The organism is Pyxidicoccus sp. M6 (genome assembly GCF_055568925.1).
On the sequence record NZ_CM145714.1, the window covers coordinates 216221 to 238710 of the forward strand.

At 69.1% G+C, this 22490-nt stretch carries 19 protein-coding genes; 15 read left to right on the plus strand and 4 right to left on the minus strand.

Annotated features, from left to right (window positions below; all coding sequences use genetic code 11):
• Nucleotides 1–129: 129 nt before the first annotated feature.
• From ACVTJA_RS00870 to ACVTJA_RS00890, 5 genes are all read left to right on the plus strand, one after another.
• Nucleotides 130–1614: a CoA-acylating methylmalonate-semialdehyde dehydrogenase gene (locus tag ACVTJA_RS00870; RefSeq protein ID WP_465832938.1), complete on the plus strand. Its 1485-nt coding sequence runs from the start codon at nt 130–132 to the stop codon at nt 1612–1614.
• A 71-nt stretch (nt 1615–1685) separates the two neighbouring features.
• Nucleotides 1686–2939: a GTP cyclohydrolase II gene (locus tag ACVTJA_RS00875; protein ID WP_465832940.1), complete on the plus strand. Its 1254-nt coding sequence runs from the start codon at nt 1686–1688 to the stop codon at nt 2937–2939.
• Entirely contained in the window at nt 2932–4143 is a 1212-nt protein-coding gene (locus ACVTJA_RS00880; protein ID WP_465832941.1) for a DUF1688 family protein, read from the plus strand. The genes ACVTJA_RS00875 and ACVTJA_RS00880 overlap by 8 nt, the downstream gene beginning before the upstream one ends.
• 35 nt (nt 4144–4178) lie before the next feature.
• Nucleotides 4179–4814, plus strand: coding sequence for a uracil phosphoribosyltransferase (gene upp / locus ACVTJA_RS00885; RefSeq protein WP_465832942.1), 636 nt, complete (start codon nt 4179–4181; stop codon nt 4812–4814).
• Nucleotides 4815–4898: 84 nt separating this feature from the next.
• Nucleotides 4899–5387 (plus strand): MXAN_0125 family MYXO-CTERM protein, encoded by a 489-nt coding sequence (locus tag ACVTJA_RS00890; RefSeq protein WP_465832944.1) that lies wholly within the window; start codon nt 4899–4901, stop codon nt 5385–5387.
• Between the two features lie 72 nt (nt 5388–5459).
• Here ACVTJA_RS00890 and ACVTJA_RS00895 read toward each other — a convergent pair whose 3' ends face one another.
• The gene (locus tag ACVTJA_RS00895; RefSeq protein ID WP_465832946.1) at nt 5460–6842 is read right to left on the minus strand and encodes an RluA family pseudouridine synthase; all 1383 of its coding nucleotides are present in this window, start codon (nt 6840–6842) and stop codon (nt 5460–5462) included.
• Nucleotides 6843–7017: 175 nt separating this feature from the next.
• Between ACVTJA_RS00895 and ACVTJA_RS00900 the strand changes: the two genes are divergently transcribed.
• The 3 genes from ACVTJA_RS00900 to ACVTJA_RS00910 all read left to right on the plus strand — a co-directional run bounded on the left by ACVTJA_RS00900 (nt 7018) and on the right by ACVTJA_RS00910 (nt 9447).
• Nucleotides 7018–7878 (plus strand): hypothetical protein, encoded by an 861-nt coding sequence (locus ACVTJA_RS00900; RefSeq protein ID WP_465832947.1) that lies wholly within the window; start codon nt 7018–7020, stop codon nt 7876–7878.
• Nucleotides 7871–8941, plus strand: coding sequence for a site-2 protease family protein (locus ACVTJA_RS00905; protein WP_465832949.1), 1071 nt, complete (start codon nt 7871–7873; stop codon nt 8939–8941). Before ACVTJA_RS00900 ends, ACVTJA_RS00905 begins: the two co-directional genes overlap by 8 nt.
• Nucleotides 8942–9081: 140 nt before the next feature.
• Nucleotides 9082–9447 carry a hypothetical protein gene (locus ACVTJA_RS00910; protein ID WP_465832951.1) on the plus strand — a complete coding sequence of 122 codons (366 nt, stop codon included), beginning with the start codon at nt 9082–9084 and terminating at the stop codon, nt 9445–9447.
• A 9-nt stretch (nt 9448–9456) separates the two neighbouring features.
• Here ACVTJA_RS00910 and ACVTJA_RS00915 read toward each other — a convergent pair whose 3' ends face one another.
• Both ACVTJA_RS00915 and ACVTJA_RS00920 read right to left on the minus strand, forming a co-directional pair.
• Nucleotides 9457–12315: an OTU domain-containing protein gene (locus ACVTJA_RS00915; RefSeq protein ID WP_465832953.1), complete on the minus strand. Its 2859-nt coding sequence runs from the start codon at nt 12313–12315 to the stop codon at nt 9457–9459.
• A complete protein-coding gene (locus tag ACVTJA_RS00920; protein WP_465832955.1) occupies nt 12308–12649 on the minus strand; it encodes a hypothetical protein in 342 nt (113 codons plus the stop codon). Before ACVTJA_RS00920 ends, ACVTJA_RS00915 begins: the two co-directional genes overlap by 8 nt.
• A gap of 105 nt (nt 12650–12754) precedes the next feature.
• Here ACVTJA_RS00920 and ACVTJA_RS00925 point away from each other — a divergent pair, with 105 nt between their 5' ends.
• The 7 genes from ACVTJA_RS00925 (at nt 12755) to arsA (ending at nt 21299) form a co-directional block, all read left to right on the plus strand.
• Nucleotides 12755–14107 (plus strand): CapA family protein, encoded by a 1353-nt coding sequence (locus tag ACVTJA_RS00925; RefSeq protein WP_465832956.1) that lies wholly within the window; start codon nt 12755–12757, stop codon nt 14105–14107.
• Nucleotides 14108–14566: 459 nt separating this feature from the next.
• A complete protein-coding gene (locus tag ACVTJA_RS00930; protein ID WP_465832958.1) occupies nt 14567–14905 on the plus strand; it encodes an ArsR/SmtB family transcription factor in 339 nt (112 codons plus the stop codon).
• 505 nt (nt 14906–15410) lie between these two features.
• Entirely contained in the window at nt 15411–16004 is a 594-nt protein-coding gene (sigZ, locus tag ACVTJA_RS00935) for an RNA polymerase sigma factor SigZ (protein WP_465832960.1), read from the plus strand.
• Nucleotides 16005–16272: 268 nt separating this feature from the next.
• Entirely contained in the window at nt 16273–17667 is a 1395-nt protein-coding gene (locus ACVTJA_RS00940) for an FAD-dependent oxidoreductase (RefSeq protein WP_465832962.1), read from the plus strand.
• Nucleotides 17668–17676: 9 nt separating this feature from the next.
• Nucleotides 17677–18918 carry an MFS transporter gene (locus ACVTJA_RS00945; protein ID WP_465832964.1) on the plus strand — a complete coding sequence of 414 codons (1242 nt, stop codon included), beginning with the start codon at nt 17677–17679 and terminating at the stop codon, nt 18916–18918.
• Nucleotides 18915–19415: an arsinothricin resistance N-acetyltransferase ArsN1 family A gene (locus ACVTJA_RS00950; protein WP_465832965.1), complete on the plus strand. Its 501-nt coding sequence runs from the start codon at nt 18915–18917 to the stop codon at nt 19413–19415. The genes ACVTJA_RS00945 and ACVTJA_RS00950 overlap by 4 nt, the downstream gene beginning before the upstream one ends.
• A 96-nt stretch (nt 19416–19511) precedes the next feature.
• Entirely contained in the window at nt 19512–21299 is a 1788-nt protein-coding gene (arsA, locus tag ACVTJA_RS00955; RefSeq protein WP_465832966.1) for an arsenical pump-driving ATPase, read from the plus strand.
• Nucleotides 21300–21310: 11 nt separating this feature from the next.
• Here arsA and adhP read toward each other — a convergent pair whose 3' ends face one another.
• Nucleotides 21311–22333, minus strand: a complete 1023-nt coding sequence (gene adhP, locus ACVTJA_RS00960) for an alcohol dehydrogenase AdhP (RefSeq protein ID WP_465832968.1) — start codon at nt 22331–22333, stop codon at nt 21311–21313.
• Nucleotides 22334–22490: the final 157 nt, after the last annotated feature.

Below are 22490 nucleotides of genomic sequence, written 5' to 3' on the forward strand. Positions count from 1 at the left end.
CCGCCTGTCTGGAAGCGTGACAGTCGACCGATTCACGAATGACCCGTACCGGGCCCGGGTTGCCGGGCTCTCGGCGCTCGCGGCTATGATGGGACACACCTCGATCACGCTAAGCCTGGGGGGTTGCGCGTGTCCTTCATCCATCTTCCTGAGAGCGTTGTTCCCTGTCGCAACCTGGTGGGAGGTGAATGGCAGACGCCGGCCGGCGCCACCCTGCTCGACGTGCGCAGCCCGTACACGGGCACCATCATCGGCCGTGTTCCCCTGACGCAGGCGTCCGGAGTCGCCCAGGCCGTGGAGGCCGCGAAGCCCGCCGCCGCCCAGTGGCGCAACACTCCGCTGCGCGAGCGCACCCAGTTCCTCCACCGCTTCCGCACACTCCTGGAGAGAGACCTCGACCGGCTCTCCAACCTCGCCGCGAGCGAGGCCGGCAAGACGGTGGCCGAGGGCCGCGCCGGGCTCCTCAAGGGCATGGAGGTCTGCGACTTCGCGCTCTCGCTCCAGAACCTCGACACCGGCGGACACATGGAGGTCAGCCGCGGCGTCACCTGCGAGTTCCGCCGCGAGCCGCTCGGCATCGTCGCCGGCATCACCCCGTTCAACTTCCCGGCGATGGTGCCGATGTGGATGTTCCCCATCGCCATCACGCTGGGCAACGCCTTCATCCTCAAGCCCTCCGAGAAGGTGCCCCTCACCGCGTGCGCGCTCGGCGAGCTGATGCGCGAGGCGGGCTTCCCGCCCGGCGTCTTCTCCATCGTCCACGGTGGGAAGGAAGCGGTGGATGCGCTCGTCGCGCACCCGGACGTGCAGGCCATCGGCTTCGTGGGCTCGTCCGCCGTCGCGCGCCACATCTACGCGGAGGGCTGCAAGCGCGGCAAGCGCGTGCTCGCGCTGGGCAGCGCCAAGAATCACGTCATCGTCGTCCCCGACGCGGACCCGGACCTCACGCCGCAGGCCGTGGTGGACTCGTTCACCGGCTGCGCGGGCCAGCGCTGCATGGCCGCCAGCGTGCTGCTCGCCGTCGGTGACGTGGAGCACCTGGTGAAGGAAATCACCCGCCGCGCCGCGAAGCTCGAGGTCGGCCCCGGCATGGGTGCCCTCATCGACCGGGGCTCGGTGGACCGGCTCGAGACCGCCATCGCCCGCGCGGAGTCCGAGGGCGCGCACGTCCTGCTCGACGGGCGCGGCAAGCGGCCCGCCGGAGAGCTGTGGACCGGCGGCAACTGGCTCGGGCCCACGCTGCTGGACGGCGTGCGTCCGGACATGGAGGCCGCGAAGCGCGAGCTGTTCGGCCCGGTGCTCTCCATCATCCGCGTGCCCACGCTGTCCGCGGCGCTCGAAATCGAGAACGCGTCTCCGTACGGCAACGCGGCGTCCATCTTCACCACCAACGGCGCCGTGGCGCAGACGGTGGTGGAGAACGTGCGCGCCGGCATGGTGGGCGTCAACGTGGGCGTGCCCGTGCCGCGCGAGCCCTTCTCCTTCGGCGGCACCGGTGACTCGCGCTTCGGACACGGCGACATCACCGGCCCGTCCAGCCTCGACTTCTGGACGGCGCTGAAGAAGGTCACCCGCAAGTGGTCGGCTCGCACCGACGGCTCGTGGATGAGCTGAGCCGCCCTCCGCTCTTTCCATTTCTACAGCTCGCGCTCGAACGACTCCGCGCCCGCAAGGAGGGCGCTCCCATGGCAGACAAGAGACCCGTCAATCACATCCGTCTCACCTCGCACCCCGATGGTGAGGCTCCGGGAGTTCAAATCCGCTGGGGCGACCCCGAGCCACTGCGCCGAGGCCCCGTGGTGGCCACGCTCACCGAGCCCGCGCACCGCAACGTCATCGGCACGCACTCCGGCGCCTACTCCGTGTACCGCGCGCTCGCCGTGGCCGCCGGCCAGTTGCCGCAGGACCACCGCGCCGACCTGAAGAACACCTCGCCCGCCGCGCAGGTGGGGCCGTACCCCTCGTGGAGCGACCCGGCGCGCATCGTCTCGCTGGACCCGTGGGGCGCGATTGCGCCTCAGGTCTTCCGCGCGTACTCGGAGCAGGACATCGACTTCCGGCCCACCATCGCCGTCACCAAGGCGCACATCAACCTGCCGGAGATTCGCGACGCGCTCGCGGCCGGGCGCCTGAAGCCGGATGGTGACCTGCTCGCGGCCAATGGCGACGTCAAGGTGACGAAGGCGGCGGTGGAACCGGTGTGGTACCTGCCGGGAATCGCCAAGCGCTTCGGGCTGACGGAGAGCGCACTGCGCCGCGGCCTCTTCGAGCAGACGGGCGGCATGTTCCCCGAGCTGATTACGCGCCCGGACCTGCACGTCTTCCTGCCGCCCATCGGCGGGCTCACGCTGTATGTCTTTGGCGAAATCGCCTCGCTGGCGGACAAGAACATCCCGCTCGCGGCGCGCGTGCATGACGAGTGCAACGGCTCGGACGTGTTCGGCAGCGACATCTGCACGTGCCGGCCGTACCTGGTGCACGGCATCGAAGAGTGCGTGCGCCAGGCGCAGAACGGCGGCGCGGGCCTCATCGTGTACCTGCGCAAGGAGGGCCGCGCGCTGGGCGAGGTGACGAAGTTCCTCGTGTACAACGCGCGCAAGCGGCAGGAGGGCGGCGACTCGGCGGCCACCTATTTCCATCGCACCGAGTGCGTGGCCGGCGTGCAGGACATGCGCTTCCAGGAGCTCATGCCGGACGTGCTCCACTGGCTGGGCATCACCCGCATCCACCGCTTCGTGTCGATGAGCGACATGAAGCACGACGCGATTACCCGCTCGGGCATCGAAATCCTGGAGCGGGTTCCGATTCCGGAGGACCTCATCCCCGCCGACGCGAAGGTGGAGATGGAGGCGAAGAAGGCCGCGGGCTACTTCACCAAGGGCCCCGTGGCGGACGCGGACGCGCTGGCGCAGGTGAAGGGACGAGGGCTCGATGTCTGACAAAGAGCTGGGCAGGGCACACGTATCTCCCGCCGTCGCGTGGCTGCGCACGCCGGCCGCCATCCGCGAGCGTTGCCACCAGTTGTTGGATTTGGGCCTCGCGGGGCGCTTGCAGCACTTCCGCGTGGAGCCGTCGAAGCTGCCGGTGGTGGTGGACACCGTGCTGAACGTGACGCGCGAGCAGTACCCCAAGCTGGACATTCCGTTGCACAGCCGCTGGGGCCACTTCGACGCGGGCGGCGTGGCGCGCGTGAAGGAGTTGGAGGAGCGGCTCAAGGACGCGTCGCCGCAGGAGCGGGCGCGCGCGAAGCTGGACCTCGTGGTGGTGAGCGTGCTGCTGGACGCGGGCAGCGGCCCGAAGTGGCGCTACCGCGAGCGCGGCGGCGGCACGTGGGCTCGCTCGGAAGGCCTGGCGGTGGCCAGCTTCCGCATGTTCATGGACGGGCTCTTCTCGTCGGACCCGGACCGGCCGCTGCGCGCGGACTCGGAGGCGCTGGGGCGGATGACGCGCGAGACGCTCGCGCAGGGCATGCAGGTGTCCGAGTCCAATCCGCTCGACGGGCTGGAGGGACGGCTGCACCTGATGCACGGGCTGGCGAAGGTGCTGCCCCGCCCGGGCGCGCTGCTGGACATCATCACCGCGCAGCGGCGCAGCGTGCGGGCCTCGGAGCTGCTCGGGCTGGTGCTGGAGGTGCTGGGCCCCATCTGGCCGGGCCGCGTCATGGTGGACGCCGTCAACCTGGGCGATGTGTGGCCGCACTCGGCGCTGGGCCCGGTGGAGAGCGTGGACGCGCTGGTGCCGTTCCACAAGCTGTCACAGTGGCTGACGTACTCGCTGGTGGAGCCGCTGGCCGAGGCCGGCGTGCAGGTGACGGAGCTGGATGGCCTCACCGGCCTGCCCGAGTACCGCAACGGCGGCCTCTTCGTGGACCTGGGCGTGCTGGTGCCCCGCGACATGAAAATCACCACGGTGGCGCTGCACCCCGGTGACGAGCCGATTGTCGAGTGGCGCGCGCTGACGGTGGCGCTGCTCGACAGGGTGGCGGCGCTGGTGCGCGGGCGGTTGGGGATGAACGCGGAGGAATTGCCGCTGGGGAAGGTGCTGCAGGGAGGCACGTGGACGGCGGGGCGGCGGGTGGCGGCGGAGCTGCGTCCCGGCGGCGTCCCACCCATCCGCGTGGACAGCGACGGCACTGTGTTCTGAGAGAAAGACAGACGACTGACCCGAGGGAGGATGCAATGCAATTCCCGAACTGCACGGTGGTGGACCATCCGCTGGTGAAGCACAAGCTGACGCTGATGCGGCGGGCGGAGACGAGCACCGCCTCCTTCCGGGCGCTGCTCCAGGAAATCTCGCTGCTGCTCGCGTACGAGGCCTTCCGCGACCTCAAGCTGCGCGACGAGGAAATCCAGACGCCGATGGCGACGATGATGGCGCCGGTGCTGGACGGGAAGAAGCTGGTGCTGGTGGCCATCATGCGCGCGGGGCAGGGCATCCTCGACGGCATGCTGCAGCTCGTGCCTTCCGCGCGCGTGGGGCACATTGGCCTGTACCGGGACCCGGAGACGCTGGCGGCGGTGGAGTACTACTACAAGGTGCCGGGACAGCTCGCGGACCGCGACGTGGTGGTGTGTGACCCGATGCTCGCCACGGGCAACTCGGCGGTGGCGGCGCTGCAGCGGCTGAAGAGGAGCAAGCCCGGCTCGGTGCGCTTCGTGTGTCTGCTCGCGAGCCCCGAGGGCCTCATCAACCTGCGTGAGCATCACCCGGACGTGCACGTGTACACCGCCGCCGTGGACGAGCGGCTCAACGAGCACGGGTACATCCTCCCGGGCCTGGGCGACGCGGGCGACCGGTTGTTCGGGACGAAGTAGACGCGGGGACTCCCACTCCTGGCAGCGTTGGGGCAGGATGCGTCCTCCGCGAGGGCCGGCGCGCCAGGAATTGGGAGTCGTTGAATGCGTTTTCGGGCCTTCGGGTTGGGATTGACGGCGGTGTTGGGCTTCGCGGGAGCGGCGTGGGCCGAGAGCCCGCCGTGTGACTGCTCCGTGAAGAACGAGCGCGTGGAGCCCGCCGACTCGTGCATCACCATCAATACGCAATCGTATTGCGACGGGATGTTGGTGAAGAATGGCTGCGGCGTGCCCGTGACGCTGGTGGGCTGGCCTTTCTACGACTCCGTGTGCCGGCGCTCGCCGTGCTCCGTGGAGCTCCAGCCCGGGCAGGAGGCGCTGTTCTACCTCTTCAACGTCGAGAATCGGGGTGTGGCTGCCCGGAACACCTATCAGGTGAAGCTGGGCGACGCCGAGCCACAGTCCCTCACCCTCGTCGCGGATCTCGACTGCAAGACCTCGCAGCCGGAGGGCGAGGGCTGCGCCGCCGCTCCCGGTGCGCTGGCGGCGCTGGGCGTGTTGGCGGTGGTGCCGCTCGTCCGTCGGCGACGATGAGCGCTCCCTGGGGCCGGTCCGCCCGTCACGGCAGGCAGACGCCTTGTCCACCCCACGGACCTGAGTGGCGATTCAGAACGGCGGGCGGCTCTCGAAGGTGTGGAGCTCGCCCGTCCGGGGGTGCGTGAAGGTCAGCGCCTCCGCGTGGAGCAGCAGCCGCGTGTCCTCACGGCCGTACAGCGTGTCGCCGACGATGGACACGCCGAGCCCGAGCGGATGCGCGGCGTGGGCTCGTAATTGATGCGCGAGCCGGGTTCTCGGCAGCAGGGTGACGCGGGTGCGTGTCTCCGTCCGCTGTGTCACGCGCCACTCCGTCACCGCGCGCTTGCCGTAGGTCGGGTCGACGAGATGGCGGAGCTGCGCGTCCAGGTCCGTCCGGAGGGGTAGCTCGATGACGCCGTGGTCTGCCGCCGCTGAGACGCCGTCGAGCCACGCGACGTGGCGGAGGTCCGCCTCCCGGCGCGCGAACTGACGGCGGAGCACTGCCTGCGTCTCCGCGTCCCTGGCCAGGAGCAGCAGCCCGGAGGCTTCGGTGTCCAGCGCGAACACCACGGAGAGCTCCGGGCTTCGCTGCTGGTAGCGCACGAGGACGGAGTCGCGCTGCTTCGCATGCCGGCCGGGAGCGGATGGAAGTCCGGGCGGCTTGTCCACGATGAGCAACCACGCGTCCTCGAACACGAGCCGGGGCTCGCCGATGGGCGCGGGTCCCGGAGGCGCGGGTTCCACGTCCAGCCCTTCGAGCATGTAAGGCAGCACCCGCCCGCACTTGCGCTGACAGGCCGGGTAGTAACTGCCCGCGATTCGCTCGCCCGTGAGCGGCGGCGCGCCCCACCAGAACTCCGCGAGCGCCAGGGGACGCAGGTGGTGCGCGTAGGCCCAGGCGAACAGCTTGGGCGCGGCGCAGTCTCCCGCGCCTCCGGGGGGAGCCTCGGGCTCGAAGAGGGAGGCGAGGGATTGCTGCTCGCCGCGCGCGTTGAGGAGCACGTAGCTGTCGGTGAGCTGTCTCCAGAGCTGGCGTGAGCGCTCGGCGCGCAGGTGCTCGACTTCGGCGCGGGAAGACTCTCGCGAGTCCGCGTGGCGCAGTTCCAGTTCGCGCAGCGCAGCCTGGCCCTCGGGCCAGAAGGAGTCGCGCGCGATGGCGTCGAACAGGGGCGGCGCGAAGCCCTCCACGTGCCAGCGTCCACCGAGCATCCCGGAGAACGCACGGAGGTAGCCCACGCGGCCGTCCTCCGTCGCGACGACGAGCACCCCGAACATCTTTCCGCCTCCGGGGGCGTCGAGTCCTTCCGTCGCCACGTCGCCGTGCCTCAGGCGTGCTTGCAGCTCCTCCGCCGCGCGTCGTGCGAGGGGATGGGGCGGGCTCGGGTCGAACGGGCTCGCGAGTCGTGACGGCAGCTCGGCCGGGGCCGGCGGAGGCTCGAAGTACGTCACGAGGGGTGAGGGCTGCCGACTCACGGAGCTCTCCGTGTATCAGCCGTGCGCGGGCGCGGATACAGGTGGGAATGGGGGAGGGACGTGCCTGCCCGGCTGGCGCACGCCACGCCTCTGTCCGACACCCAAGGGCGGGTTTCCGTGGGCCGGGGCTGTTCGGCTAGGCTCGACGGCGTCCCCCAAACGCAATTCCTGTTCAATGACCGACCCTGTTTCTCCGGCTGCTCCTCCGGACGCGCCGCTCCAGTTCGAGCGCGCCGAGTTCTCCGAGCCGCGCGCCGCACCGCAGTGCAAGGCGTGCGAGCGCCCCATCACCGACTCCTATTACGAGGTGAATGGTCACCTCCTCTGTCCCTCGTGTCGAGACGCGGTGGCGGCGTCGTTCACCGGCGGCTCGAAGTCGGGCCGGTTCTTCCGCGCGTTCGCGTTCGGCCTGGGCGCGGCGGCGGCGGGCGCGGTGCTGTACTTCGGCATCTCCGAGGTCACCGGCTACAACCTCGGCATCATCGCCGTCGCCGTGGGGTGGATGGTGGGCACCGCCGTGCGCAAGGGCTCGGATGGGCGCGGCGGCCGGTTCTACCAGTTCCTCGCCGTGGTGCTGACCTACCTGTCCATCGCCGCCTCGCTCGCGCCGGATGTCTACAAGAGCATGTCGGAACCCGACGCCACCGAGGCCGCCGCGTCGCCCACTCCGTCCGCGGATGCGAAGCCCGAGGCCGCCCAGGGCACTGCCCCGGCCGCTGGGGGCTCCGCGTCGCCCACGTCCGCCGCACCGGCTCCCGAGGCCGCCGGAGACGCGGCCGTCCTCCCGGAGGATGCGGAGTTCGAGAAGTCCGTCGCGCTGCGGGTCATCGTGGCGGCTGTCTTCTCGGTGGCCATGCCCGTGCTCGTGGGCATCAACAGCCCGCTTTCGCTCCTCATCTACGGCTTCGCGCTGTGGGAGGCGTGGCGCCGCAACACGCGCGCCGAGCTGAACATCGCTGGCCCGTACCAGCTCGCTCCGGCCGCCGCGCAGGCGCCTTCGGAGCAGGGCGCCGCGCAGGAGCAGTCCGTTGGCTGAAGCCCTCGCCGTCGTCACGAGCTGCCAGGGGTGCGGCACCCAGTTGGGCCCCCGGCTGCTCACCTGTCCCTCCTGTCACCGGCTGGTCCACGCGCGCGAATTGCAGCGGCTGGCCACGGAGGCCGAGGCCGCCTCCGCTCGCAACGAGCCCATCGTCGCGCTGGAGACCTGGCGGCGCGCGCTGGACCTGCTGCCTCCGGCGTCCAGTCAGTACGCCCAGGTGACGGCGAAGGTGGAGGCGCTGAGCCGTCAGGTGGATGCGTCCGGGCCGCTGCGGGCCGAAGTCGCGGCGGCGCGGGAGGAGAAGCAGAAGTCGGGCATGCCGAAGTGGCTCGCCGCGATGGGCACGGTCGGCCTGCTGCTGTGGAAGTTCAAGTTCGTCCTCGTCTTCCTGCTGGGCAAGGGGAAGCTGCTGCTGCTCGGGCTGACGAAGGCGAGCACGCTGTTCTCCATGCTGCTCGCGCTCAGCGTGTACTGGGCGATGTGGGGCTGGGTGTTCGCGCTCGGGTTGATTGCGTCCATCTATGTGCACGAGATGGGGCACGTGGCGGCGCTGCGGCGCTTCGGCATGCAGGCCAGCGCGCCCATGTTCATCCCGGGCCTGGGCGCCTTCGTTCGCCTCAAGCAGTCACCGGTGGACGCGCGCGAGGATGCGCGGGTGGGGCTCGCGGGGCCCATCTGGGGGTTCTTCGCGGCGGCGGCGTTCTTCGTCGCGGCGCTGGCCACCGGGTGGAAGAGCCTGGGCGCGATTGCGCATGCGGCCGCGTGGATCAATCTCTTCAACCTGGTGCCGGTGTGGACGCTCGATGGAGGCCGTGGCTTCCGCGCGCTGTCGAGGAACCAGCGCTGGCTGGCGGTGGCCGTCATTGGCGCGGCGTGGTTCTTCACGGCAGAGGGGCTGCTGGTGTTGCTGCTGCTCGCGGCCGGGTTCCAGGCGGTGGCCATGCCCGTGCCGGAGGAAGGCGACACGCGCGCCACCGTGGAGTACGGCGCGCTCGTGGCCGCGCTCAGCGCGCTGGGCTGGTTCGCGCAGCAATGGACGGGCCCGGGGCTGACGCTGTGATGTGAGGATTCAACGCCCCTCTCAGATTTCCGAGTGGGGCGTTGGCTTCCTCGCGCTCCAAGTGCGCGGATTGTGGGGGCGCGTTTCCTGGTCCGCGCCTTGCTCCTTGTCCGCTGTAGTCACTCTTGGGAGGAGCTTCGATGCGCTGGGGATTGATGCTGGGGTGTTGTCTCGCGGTCATGGGCCTTGCGGCCTGTAGCTCGGACGAGGGCGAGGAGTCGCTGCGGCAGGGGCGCGTGAAGCTGCGGGATGGGCAATCGATTGCCCAGGCGCAGGAGTGCGGCGTGAATCAGGCCCAGTGTCCCGTGGGGACGGACTGCTACGCCTTCAGGTTGGACGGCGAGTCCCAGGTGCGGTGCCTGGACACCGCCACCGTCTGCAACGAGGTGCTCACCTGCACCGGTGGCACCGAGTGCGTCATCCTCGAGTCGTACCCCGCGCAGGTGACGTGCTCCGGGAAGTGCACCGGCCCGGACTGCGACAGCTCCGTGTCCACCACTCCTTGAGAGGACCCGTCAGACCTGGAGGGTCATGGGCATGATGTGCCCCAGGCCGTCCACCGGGTTGTAGAGGAAGAGCACGTGCATCTCGCCGGCCGTGCCCACGTGCACGGTGTTGGGCACGGTCGCCGAGCTCGCGTACGAGCACTGGTGGACGCAGATGGTGAGGTTCAGCTCCTTCGCCATCGCCGTGATGTCCTCGAGGGTGGCGTACTGGCCATTCGTCCCCACGCGGACACGCTCGCTGGCATTCAGGTGTTTGCTCTCGGAGAGCCGCTTGCGCATCTGCTGGTGCGTGGTGCCCCCCACGACATGGGCGCAGCACGCGTAGAAGCAGTTCCCGTCGTCCTGCACCTGCACCACGGCGTACGCCTTCCCCAGTCCATAGCGGACGGAGACGGGCTGGTCGGTCTTCGCGTCGCGGACCAGGTTGCCGCGTGAGGGCAGCAGAATCGACTGGTGCTTGCGCGACTGCTCCGCCTTCTTGCGGAAGCGCTCGAACGACAGCCCGGTCGACAGCGAGGAGGAGGGGCCGGCGGCGCTCTCGTCCACGATGAGCCACGGACTGCGCTTCTGCACCTCCGCGTAGGCCTTCTCCACGACGGGGCGCTCCTTCTCGTACTTGTCCCACTCCTTCTTGCGCGCCTCCATCTTCTGTGTCTGGTCCCGCAGCTTGTCTTCGTCCCGCTCGTCGTCGTCCTCCTCATTGAGCGCGTCCACCATCTTCTTGTGGAAGAAGTAGGTCTTCCGGGCCTGCGGGAGCGCCTCACTCAGGAACTTGCGTTTCTGGATGATTTTCACGTCCCCCATCACGTCCGGGTTCTCCGTCCCGTCCTTCCGCCAGCGGTTGTCTCCCTCGGGGTTGACGACGCTCATGTCGTTGAGCGGGTGCTCCGTGAAGCGCAGCGCGATGGGGTACTTGCCCTCGGGCCGGAAGAACTGCCCGATGAGCTGCTTGAGGAACAGCGCACGCTCCTCGGTCGTCGTCAGCGCGGCGAAGCTCTTGAGCAGATAGTCGCGGTAGCCGCAGCGCTGCAGGAAGCGCAGCTCGTAAATCAGTGACAGGGCAAGGCCCACGCGGATTTCAGGCCCGTAGAAGACGAAGTGGATGAAGTTGACCTTCCGGTCCAGTTCCTTGTAGCGCTCCGGCTTGACGCTCTTGAAGGCCTTGTTGAGGTTGGAAGCGCTGAAGCTGTTGGCCTGGACGGTGCCCTTGTTCCCCGACTTCGGGAGGATGTAGCCGTACTCGTACTCGTGCGTGATGTCGTTCGTCCCGGACATCTTCGCGTGACGAATCAGCGCCCCCTTGTGGTCCCTCGTGCACTCGATGGTCTTCGAGGACAGGGGCTTGAGCTGGTCGAAGAGGGAAAGCCACCCGTCGGTCTCCAGCACCTGCAGGTCGTCCATCACCTGGGTGCCACCGTAGCGGGTGACGATGGCGTCGTACCCGACGTCGACGCGGAAGAAGACGAAGCCGTGGTTGCCCAGCTTGGACACGTTGCCCGGCGTGCTGAACTCTGACTTCCAGTTCGGGTTCTTCTTCTGGAACTCCATCAGCGAGTCCAGGCTTCCGTCGTTGGCGATGCCATACCAGTTGGGCGTGGCGTGCTTGATGGTGAAGGGCAGGTCGAGGACGGCCGCGAAGAGCTCGAACTCTTCCGGCATCACCCCGAACTGCCGGTGGCTGGGCTGGTCCTGGTAGTCCTTCTTCAGGCTCTCGTAGCGCGCCTCGAGCCGCTGCCCCTTCCTGCGCAGCTCCTCGCGCCGCTCTCCCAGCTCATGGAGCGTCCCGGTGTTCTCCTTCGTGGCGGGCAACACGCCCTGCTTCAACTGGAGCTCATGGGTCGCGAAGGCCGACTGCGCCTGGTGGAACTCCTTCAACGTGGCCTGGAGCTCCTCGTCGACCTTCTGCGCGGCGGCCTTTATCTTCTCCTTGCGCAACGCGCCCAGGTCGACGCCGAACTGCGAGACGGCGTTCTCGTACAGGGCCTTCTTGAGCCGCTCGACGTTCTGGTCGGACAGCGTCTTGATGGGATTCGTCTTCCGCTTGGCCGCCTCCAGGTCCACCTTCTTCTGCTTGGGCTGCTTGACGCCCAGGTTCTCGGCGAGCTTCGCGGACGTCCATTTCTCCCCGGCCCAGATGGCGTCGTAGGCCTTGTGCTTCTTGAAGATGCGCACGAGCTTCCGGCCGACCTTCGCCTTCTCCTCGAGCTCCTTCTTCTCGCAGGGCAGGATGTTGCGCGGAGGTTGGGGGTAGGACTTCGACTGCGCGTCCTTCTTCTGCTCCAGGTACTCGTTGCAGGCGCGGAGGACGTAGGCGGCGTGCAGCAGGCAGGGGTCGTAGTCGCGAATGAGGCCGTAGAGCCCGGTGGGGCCGGTGTCGATGTCCTTGTTCCCATAGGCGTACGTGCCCTTGAGGGGAGCAGACTTGCCGAGCAGCGTCGTGATGGCGGTGTAGACGTCCTCCACCTCCTTGACGCGCTGTACGAACACGTCCTCGGGGAGTCCCGCCTTCGTCGTCAGGGAGTCGATGCCCTTCATCAGGAGCTCGAGCCGCTGGAAGAACTCCTCCACCGAGGGCTTGTTCTCGTCGACGACGTGGAGGCCGACGGTGGCCTCGGGCGAGGAGAGCTCCATCTCCTCGTCATCGTCGGAGTGCTCGACGATGGTGAAGTAGTCGTGCTCCTCGTCCTCGCCGACGTTGCAGGAGGGGCAGGGGCACCGGTAGTCGAAGCACTCCTGGCAGAGGACGAAGGTCGACAGGCACTGGCTGCACTCAATCTCCAGCTCCCCGTCGTCCTGGCAGCAGCCGTCGCAGAGCCCGAGCCAACTGGACTCCGAGCCGTCATGCATCTCGGTATCGATTTCACTCATCGAGGTCCACCCGCAGAAGGCCCGCGTGGTACAGCCGGAGGGCGCGCCCGGCGCCGGAAGACAGCAGGATGCCGGAGGCCCACTCCTCGGCCTCGAAGCCGGGTCCGAGCAGGGCGGAGAGCTCGACGAACCTTCCGACGCCGTCAGCGTCCTCGAAGCCGTAATGGGGCGCCGCGTCCAGCCCGTGGTGGATTCGCCCGAGGAGGTCCTCGTCCGACGCATCGGCGAGCGTCTGGGGGTAGCGTTCACGCAGCAGGGCGAGCATCTGATGCGCGTACCGCTCGCGCTGCCCGGCTTCGAGCGACTGGAGTTGTTCTGGGCGAATCTTCAGCATGTGGGGCCCATGCTACCCAGGGCCCCCGGGTCGGTTTCCAGTCCGCCCGGTGCGCTGGCCGGTGGGCTTCCATCCGGGTCGGGGGGCTGGACTAATGTCCCCCATGTGACTCTGTCCGTGCTGTTGCTCGTGCCCGTGCTGTGCGCTGCCTCGCCCACCCGTGTGGAGCTCGTCTTCGGGGGAGACGTGATTCCACACGGTGAGGTGAAGAGGGTGGCCACGGTGCACGCGCGCTCGGGCGCGAAGCCGGCGGAGGGCGGTGCCGCTCCGTCGCTCAACCACGAGGGCTGGGACCATGTCTTCGGCCCCATCACCGATGTGCTGCGCACCGCGGACGTTGGCGTCGTGAATCTGGAGACGCCCGTCACCGACAACCGCAAGGCCGTCACCCGCGAGCTGCTCTTCAATGCACCCTCCGCGATGGTGCACGCGCTGGCCTCTTCGGGCGTGAAGATGGTCTCCACCGCGAACAATCACGCGAGGGACCAGCACCCCGAGGGCCTCCTGGAGACGCTGCGCCACCTGGACGCGGCGGGCGTGCGCCACGCGGGCACCGGCGCGTCGAAGGCCGCCGCGTGGGAGCCCGTCTTCATGGACGTGCGCGGCGTGCGGCTCGGCTTCCTGTCCTTCACGCGGTGGCTCAACGGCTTCAGCAACCCGAAGGACGAGGCCGGCCCCCACGTCGCCTTCGTGCCGTACCCGGTGCACCGATTCCACCGAGGTATCACGCCCGACGAGGCCGTGGAGGCCGTGCGCGCCGCGGCGGCCCGGTGCGACGCGCTCATCGTCCTCGTGCACTGGGGCACCGAGTACAAGGACACGCCGCACCCGGACGACCGCAAGCTGGGCCGCGCGATGTTGGAGGCGGGCGCGAAGGCCGTCATCGGCCACCACCCGCATGTGCTCCAGCCGCTCGAGGCGTACTCCACCGCGGATGGGCGGCGCGGGCTCATCGCGTACTCGTTGGGGAATCTCGTCGCGAACCAGGACCGCTTCTATCGTCCCTCGCCTGGTGACAAGGGGGCGGTGGGCGACAAGCGCGACTCCATGCTGCTGCGCGTGTCGCTGGTGCGGCCCGAGCCCGGTGCTCCCGTGACGCTGGAGGACGTGTCCGTGCTGCCGGTGTGGATTGAGAACAACGCCGTGGGCCGTGCGTCCAAGGAGCTCCGGAACATCCAGCCGGTGCTCATCGACCGCGAGCTGGAGGCGGTGGCGGAGCGGCTCGCCGCGCTGGCGGCCCGGCCCGTGCCGCTGGACAAGGCGGCTCGCGCGGAGAAGACACAGTTGGAGCGGCGGCAGGCCGGCGCGCAGTACCGGCGCGAGCGCATCCTCCGCATGCTGCCCGCTGGCTTCGCAGTGGCTTCGCCAGAGCTTCGCCAGCGCGAGGCGAGCGTGCTGCCGCAGACCGTGGGAGCCGGAGGCGTCAGCGGGCAGGTGGCTTCGCAGTCCGCGCCGTGAGCACTCGGACGCGGGGCCGACACAATCCATACCGTGCGCGTGTGGTGGTAGACGCGGCGGGTGTTCTCGCCACCTGCACCGTGAGCGCTCGGGCGCGGGGCCAAGCTCCTGGCCGAGTTGCTCGCCAACCATGACTGCCCGACGCTGGGTTCCAACCCGGTTCCCAGTTCCTCGTCCCACACGAAGAGGCTGGGGCCTCCCACGCCTCGGCTTGTCCAGAGCTCGTCGCCGAAGTAATCGCCGCGTGCAACTCGGCTCCCGTCGGGTAGCGCTCCCACGGCCTCTTCGCCAGCGACCGCATACGGTGGTGTCCGACTTCCTGGGGAGGCGCAGGGGAGCGCGGTGACGTGGGAGGGGGGCCGTTCTTCACCGGTGGTCCCTTTCGCTCTCGGACCGCAGGCCGGTAGCCCGTCTCCAGGACATATTGACACCTGACGATGAATCGTTACTTTGCGATGAATGAAGGCCAAGCCCGAAATCGCTGCGGACATCTTCAAGGCGCTCGCGGACGAGCACCGGCTGAAGATGCTCGACTTCATCGCCACCAAGGACCCGGACTGCTGCCGGACGGGCGAAGGTATCTGCGCCTGTGACGTGCAGGACTTCATCGGGCTGGCCCAGCCCACGGTCTCCCAGCACCTGCGCATCCTCGTGGACGCCGGTTTGCTGGACGTCGAGCGGCGCGGCAAGTGGAACTACTACACCCTCAATGCCAGGGGCTTCGCCTCCGCCAAGAAGGTGCTGGAGCGCTTCCACTCCCTGGCGTCGGAGTCGCGGCAGCTTCGTCCCGCAGGCTGAGGGGCGGCAGCCCCGGGAGCCGCCCGTCCGCCCGCCGCGTCGCTGCTCGAACTGGCAGACGGCACCGCGCTGGGCGTCCAGGACGGTACGACACGACGCGTGAAGCGAGCCGCAGCCGGACGGTGCGCCTCAAGCCCGCTTCCACGTCCGCGTGGCCCCGAACCGCGCTGCGTCCTTTTATCCCTCCGTTCGTCTTCTCCAGTGAAGCCCTCAACCCACACTGGAGATGACGCCATGAGCCACACCGATTCCATTCCCCTTCTCCCTGCGGTGGCCGAAAGCTCCCGCGAGCAGTCAAAGCCCTCCCCCACCGGAGCCACCTGCTGCGCGTCGGAGAAGCAGGCCGTGTGCTGCGCGCCGAGTGAGAAGGCGGGCTGCTGCGGCCCGCCGACCAGCACGCAGAGCACCTCCAGGTGCGGTTGCCAGTAGTCCCCTGGCCACGCACCGTTACCCTTCGAGGCAGGCGCAACCTGCTTCATCCACTCCCAGCCACCATGAGCGTCGCATGCAGCCCCAGTCCACACCTTGGAAGGAGTACCGAGACCAACTGGTGCGCTTCGTGCGGAGCCGCGTGGAGGACCCGCAGGCCGCGGAGGACATCGTTCACGATGTGCTCGTCCGCGCCTACGCGAGCCATGAGTCGGGGCGTGAGCCTCTCCATCTCCGACAGTGGCTGTACCAGAGCACCCGAAACGCGGTGGTGGATCACTACCGCGCCCGCCGCCCGGCCGACCCCCTTCCCGAGGAACTGGCCGACCTGGAGGAGGACCGCGGCAACGCACGAGAGGAACTCTCACGGTGCATTGAGCCGCTGCTCACCACGCTGCCGGTGCACTACCGTGAAGCCCTGGAGCTGTCGGAGGTGCAGGGGCTGACCCAGGGCGAGACGGCGCGACGACTCGGCATCTCCCTGTCCGGCGCCAAGTCCCGCGTGCAGCGGGGACGCGTACGGCTCGAGGAAGCGCTGCTCGACTGCTGCCGCATCGAGTTGGATGGCAGGCGGAGCATCATGGGTTTCGAGCCCAGAAGACGAGACGCGGAGGGGAAGACGGCACGCGCGACTGACGCTCCCCACGCATGCTGTCACCCGGCCTCGTGAAGCAGTGGCCTCCGGTCGTCCGACACTTCCGGCGCGTCGGAGGTCATATTGACAGGTAACGATGTATCGCCTATCTACGATGCATCAAGGCGCGCTCCACACCGGTCAGCGTTGCCCAGGGTGTTCATCGTCTCTTCACGTCTGAGAGCGCCCCCTCTCCCACGCCACCGCGGGTCGGTGCCTCACGTCCTGCTCCGTAGTCGAGCCGTTTTCGTTCGTTCGTATCCATCGTAAAACTCGAATGTGTCAATGAGTAAGGAGGACCGCCGTGAGCACCGAGAAGCTTCCCATCGTCGTCATCGGAGCAGGCCCCGTCGGACTGGCCGCCGCCGCCCACCTGGTGAAGCGTGGCGAGTCACCCATCGTTCTGGAGGCCGGGCCCGCGGTGGGCCATGGTGTGCGCTCCTGGGGACACGTTCGTTTGTTCTCGCCCTGGCGCTACGTGGTGGACTCCGCTGCGGCCTCGCTTCTTGAGCCCACGGGCTGGCAGGCCCCTGCGGCAGAGGCACTCCCCACCGGGCATGAGCTGGTGGAGCGCTACCTGTTTCCCCTGGCGGCCACCGCGCAACTGGCGTCCACCTTGCGCCTCTCCACCCGGGTCCTCTCCGTCACCCGGCAGCGGCGCGACAAGATGAAGGACACCGGCCGCGAGACGGCGCCCTTCGTCATCACCGTGCGCCACGGGGACGGGAAGGAGCAGCGCATTTCGGCACGTGCGGTCATCGACGCGTCCGGCACGTACCAGACAGCCAACCCGCTCGGTGCGAGCGGCGTCCCCGCCCTCGGTGAGGCGGCGCACGCGAGGCGCATCTTCTACGGCATCCCCGATGTCCTGGGCGTCCACCGTACGCGGTATGCCGGTCGGCGGGTGCTGGTGGTGGGCAGCGGGCACTCCGCCTTCAATGCCCTCCTGGACCTGGCGCAGCTCGCGCGAGAGGTGCCCGGCACCCAGGTGGTGTGGGCCTTCCGCCGGCCTGCGGGAGACCCTCGACTCTTCGGAGGCGGCGGCAAGGACGCGTTGTCGGCCCGCGGAGACCTGGGCTCGCGTACGCGGGCGCTCGTGGAGAGCGGCAAGGTGCTCCTCGTCCCGAGCTTCCACCTGGAGGCCCTGGAGGAGACGACTGAGGGGCTGGTGGCGAGTGACGGCGAGCGCCAGCTCCCGGCCGTGGACGAGGTGGTGGCCACCACGGGCTTCCGGCCAGACCTCTCGCTCACCCGGGAGTTGCGCTTGTCCCTGGACACCAGCGTGGAGGCGCCCACCACCCTCGCGCCGCTCATCGACCCCAACGTGCACTCCTGCGGCAGCGTGCCTCCTCATGGAGAGGCAGAACTCCGCCACCCGGAGAGCGGCTTCTACGTGGTGGGGATGAAGTCCTACGGCCGCGCGCCCACCTTCCTCCTGCTGACCGGCTACGAGCAGGTGCGCTCGGTCGCCGCCTTCCTCACGGGAGACGTGGACGCGGCGCGCGAGGTGCACCTGGTGCTGCCCGAGACGGGGGTGTGCTCCACGGACCTCCGGGAAGAAGCCAATTCCTGCTGCGGGGTGGAACCGTCTCCCCCCGCTGGCTCGGAAGGGTGCGGTGCCGGGAGCTGCTCGACGCTGTCCGTCGCCGCGTCCCTTCCCGTTCCCGCGTCCGCAAACACGTCGAGCTGCTGCCAGTAGAGCGCCACGATGCGAGCCGCACTCACGCTCCCACGCCTCTGGCCGCTGAGCTGCGGCTCGCGCATGGCCTGGACGTTCGCCCTCACCGAGACGGTGTCCTATGGCGTCCTGCACTACGCCTTCTCCGTCTTCATGGTGTCCATGGCGGCGGAGTTCGGCTGGAGCCGTGCGGCCATCGCAGGCAGCTTCTCCCTGGGCATCCTCATCTCGGGGCTCGCCGCGCCGTGGGCGGGAGCATGGGTGGACCGGCACGGTCCACGCTCGCTGATGGCCTTGGGGTCCACCCTGGGCGCGGCCCTCCTGCTGGCCTGGGCGCATGTGCAAGCGCTTCCAGCGCTCTACCTCGTGTGGCTCGGGGTCGGACTGGCGCGTGCGGCGGTTCTCTACGAGCCGGCATTCGCCGCGCTCTCCTGCCTCTCCGCCCCGCAACGTGCGCGTGGCATTGCGCTCGTCACCGGGGTGGCGGGCTTTGCCAGCGCCATCTTCCTTCCACTGACAACGTGGCTCGTCGCCTCCCTGGGGTGGCGCACGGCGCTGGTGACGCTCGCCGCCCTCCTGGTGCTGACCACCGCGGTGCCCCGCGTGATGTGGCTGGGGCACTTGGAGCTACACGCCCGGCGGGCCCCCGGGGAGTGCATCAGTCCCAGCGCGGCGCCTTCGCACCCGGCATCCCAATCCTCCGTGAGGAAGGTGGCACTCGTCTTCGCGCTGACTTCACTGGTCACTGCCGCGGTCCATGCGCACCTCGTCTCCTGGCTGGTTCAACGAGGGCACTCGGCTCCTTTCGCCGCAGCGGCAGCGGGAGGGCTTGGCGTCGCGTCCGTGGCTGGCCGTGTCGTCCTTCTCGCCGTTGGCGGCGTCATGTCGCCGGCGAGACTCACGCGCGCCCTGTGCGCGATGCAGGCCCTCGCGTGTGGATGCCTCCTCCTTCCTGGCATCGCGGGCACGTGGGCCTTCGTGGCCCTCTTCGGCGCCGCGGCAGGGGGGCTCACTCCCACGCGTGCTCTTCTGGTGGGCGAGATGTTTCCCCCTGCCTCCATGGGCCGAGGCGTCGGGCAGGTCGGACGCGTCGCGCTCCTGGGGCAGGCGGTGGGGCCGTGGGGCGTGGGCCTCCTCGAGGCAACCCGACTCGGAGGGTCTGGAATGCTGCTGGTGCTCGCCTCCCTCTGCCTGCTTGCTTCGGCGCTCATCGGGTGGGAAGCGTCCGCGCGCGGCCCAGCCCGTTCCCCTGAAACCCGGAGCGCATCATGAGCCAGCTCACGTCCCGCCTCGCGACCCCGTCGGATGCGGAGGCCCTTGCCCGCATCTACAATCAGGGAATCGAGGACCGCATCGCCACCTTCGAGACGAAGCCGCGCGGCGCGGACGACGTGCGGAGCTGGTTCGACAGGACGCACCCCATCATCGCGGTGGAGGCGGAAGGCCGCGTGGTGGCCTTCGCGTCCACGTCCACGTACCGGGCACGCGAGTGCTACGCCGGCATCGCGGAGTTCTCCGTCTACGTCGCCCGGGAGGCCCGGGGGCGCGGGGCCGGACGGTTGGCCATGGAGGCGCTCATCCAGGCCGCGGAGGGCGCGGGCTTCTGGAAGCTCGTCTCGCGTGTCTTCGTGGAGAACGCTGCCAGCCGAACGCTCCTGCACTCCGTGGGCTTCCGCGAGGTGGGCATCTACCACCGGCACGGGAAGCTGGAGGGCGCCTGGCGGGACGTCGTCATCGTCGAGCGGTTGCTTGGGGAAATCCGGCCATGACCCCAGGGGCACAGCCGGGCGTTGCTGTGTCCGGTGGGGCTCCCACGAGGCAGGCTCCGCACTTCTCCCGGTCCCCGGGATGTGCCATCGTTCTTCATGCCGCTGACAGCTTCCGAAACCCCTTATCTGTTCTTCACGGGCAAGGGAGGAGTGGGCAAGACCTCGCTCGCCTGCGCGACCGCCATCCGGCTGGCGGATGTGGGCAGGCGCGTGCTGCTCGTCAGCACGGACCCGGCCTCCAACCTCGACGAGATGCTGGGCGTCGAGCTGTCGCGCCAGCCCAGGGCCGTTCTCGGAGTCCCGGGCCTGATGGCGCTCAACATCGATCCCGAAGCCGCCGCCGAAGCCTACCGGGAGCGCGTCATCGCGCCCTTCCTCGGGCACGCTCCCGAGACGGAAGTGAAGAAGCTCCGGGAGGAGCTGTCCGGCGCCTGCACCACGGAGATCGCCGCGTTCGACGAATTCGCCGGGCTCCTCGAGACAACGTGGCGCCAGCAGTTCGAGCACGTGGTGTTCGACACGGTCCCCACAGGGCACACCCTGCGGCTGCTCAGCCTGCCCCGGGCCTGGACCGACTTCCTCGACAGCAGCACCCGCGGTGCCTCCTGCCTCGGGCCCCATTCAGGACTCACGATGCAGAGGGAGCGCTTCGCCGCGGCCCTTGCCGCCCTCGCCAATCCCCAACTCACGACCGTCGTGCTCGTCACACGGCCGGAGCGCGCGGCGCTTCAGGAGGCGGAGCGGACCGCTGGCGAGCTGCGCGCCATGGGACTGGTCCACCAGCGCCTGGTCATCAACGGTGTCTTCCGGCCCATGGCCCCGGCGGATCCGATTGCCCTGGCCATCAGGGAGCGGGAACAGGCCGCACTCTCGCGCATGCCTCCATCGCTCCGCTCGCTCCCGACCGATGAGGTGCCGCTGCGGGCCTTCAACATGCTCGGTATCGATCACCTCCGCGCCCTGCTCGACGACTCCCTACAGCCAGCTCCTGGTGCCGGGCTCACGGCGATACCGCCCCTCCCCACGGCCTTGCTCTCGGGGCTCATCGACGAGCTCGCCGCGCCCGGCCATGGGTTCATCCTCGTCATGGGCAAGGGCGGCGTCGGGAAGACCACGCTCGCCTGCGCTATCGCCGCGGAGCTCGCCACGCGAGGCCACCACGTCCACCTGAGCACCACGGATCCAGCGGCCCATGTCGCCTCGACGCTCGAAGGCTCTCTTCCGAACCTCCAGGTGAGCCGTATCGACCCGCGCGCCGAGACCCAGGCATATATCGAGAAGACGCTGCGCCGCAGGCAGGCGGAGCTCGACGACGAGGGCCGCGCCCTCCTGCTGGAGGACCTGGCCTCCCCCTGCACCGAGGAGGTCGCCGTGTTCCACGCGTTCTCCCACCTCGTTTCCGAGGCACGCACCTCGTTCGTGGTGCTCGACACGGCCCCGACGGGCCACACGCTCCTCCTGCTGGACGCCACCGGGGCCTACCACCGGCAACTGACGCGCACCCTGTCGCCAGAGCATACGAAACTCATCACCCCGCTGATGCGCATGCGCGACCCGGCCTACACCCGCGTCCTCCTGGTCACGCTTCCCGAGACGACTCCCGTTTCAGAGGCCGCACACCTGCAAGAGGATCTCCGCCGCGCGGGCATCGAGCCGTGGGCGTGGATCATCAACAACAGCTTGCTCGCCACGGGCAGCCAGGACGCGCTCCTGCGCGAGCGGATGCGAGCCGAGGCCGAGCAGGTGGCTCGGGTCGTGCGCGACCATGCCAGCCGTGTCGCGCTCGTCCCGTGGATGGCCCAGGAGCCCACCGGGCTGGAGCGGCTCCACGCACTGGTAGCCCACGGAGCCCGAGGTGAGTCTCAGCTCCATCTGGGAGGGTGAGGGCGAGTGCGTCAGAGCGCGAGGACGACACGCCCCTCGAGCGCTCCGGACTTCATCCTCGTGAAGATGTCATTGATGGACTCCAGCGGCTGCTGGCTGAAGGTCGTATGGACCTTGCCCTCCGCTCCGAACTGGAGCGCCTCGGTGAGATCGGCGCGCGAGCCCACGATGGAGCCGCGAATCGTCAGCCGCTTGAGCACCACGTCGAAGATGGGCGCCGTGAAGCTGCCGGGAGGGAGCCCGACCAGCACCACCGTGCCCCGCCGACGCACCATGCCAACAGCCTGGCTGAAGGCCTGAGGAGAGACGGCGGTGACGAGCACCGCGTGGGCACCGCCGAGCTCACGGGCCACCCGGGCCACGGGGTCCTCCTGTTGCACGTTGATGGTGAGCTCGGCGCCCAGACGGCGGGCCAGGGCCAGCTTGGCGTCGGTGACATCCACCGCGGCCACGTGCAGGCCCATGGCCCGGGCGTACTGCACCGCCATGTGGCCCAGCCCGCCAACGCCGGAGATGACGACCCACTGGCCCGGCCGTGCCTCTGTCTCCTTGAGCCCCTTGTAGACGGTGACGCCCGCGCAGAGCAGCGGAGCCCCTTCGGCGAAGCCCACCCCTTGCGGCAGGTGGCCCACGTATTGGGCATCCGCCAGGATGTATTCGGCATACCCCCCGTTGACGGAGTACCCGGTGTTCTTCTGCTCCGGACACACGGTCTCCCAGCCGGTGACGCAGTACTCGCAGTGCCCGCACGCCGTGTAGAGCCAGGGCACCCCTACCCGGTCTCCCTCGCGGACCGCCCGCACCCCGGGCCCCACCGCGGCCACCGTCCCCACGCCCTCGTGTCCCGGAATGAAGGGAAGGGAAGGCCTGGCGGGCCAGTCGCCTTGTGCCGCGTGCAGGTCCGTATGGCAGACGCCACAGGCGGCCAGCTTGACCAGCGCCTGCCCCGGCCCCGGCGTCGGAATGGGGACCTCCTCGATGAGCAGGGGTTGACCGAAGGCATGAACGACCGCGGCCTTCATCGTGTCGGGCATGGCGCACCTCTCCATGCCATGACTGAGGCCCATCCATGCGATGGGCAACGTACTCCAGGAGGAACATGCGGCGTGTCGGGCGGCCCGCTGACCGCGTCCCCCGCCCTGCTCTTCAATCTCGAAGAGGCTCCCTTGATTTCGTGTGCACCCAGATGCA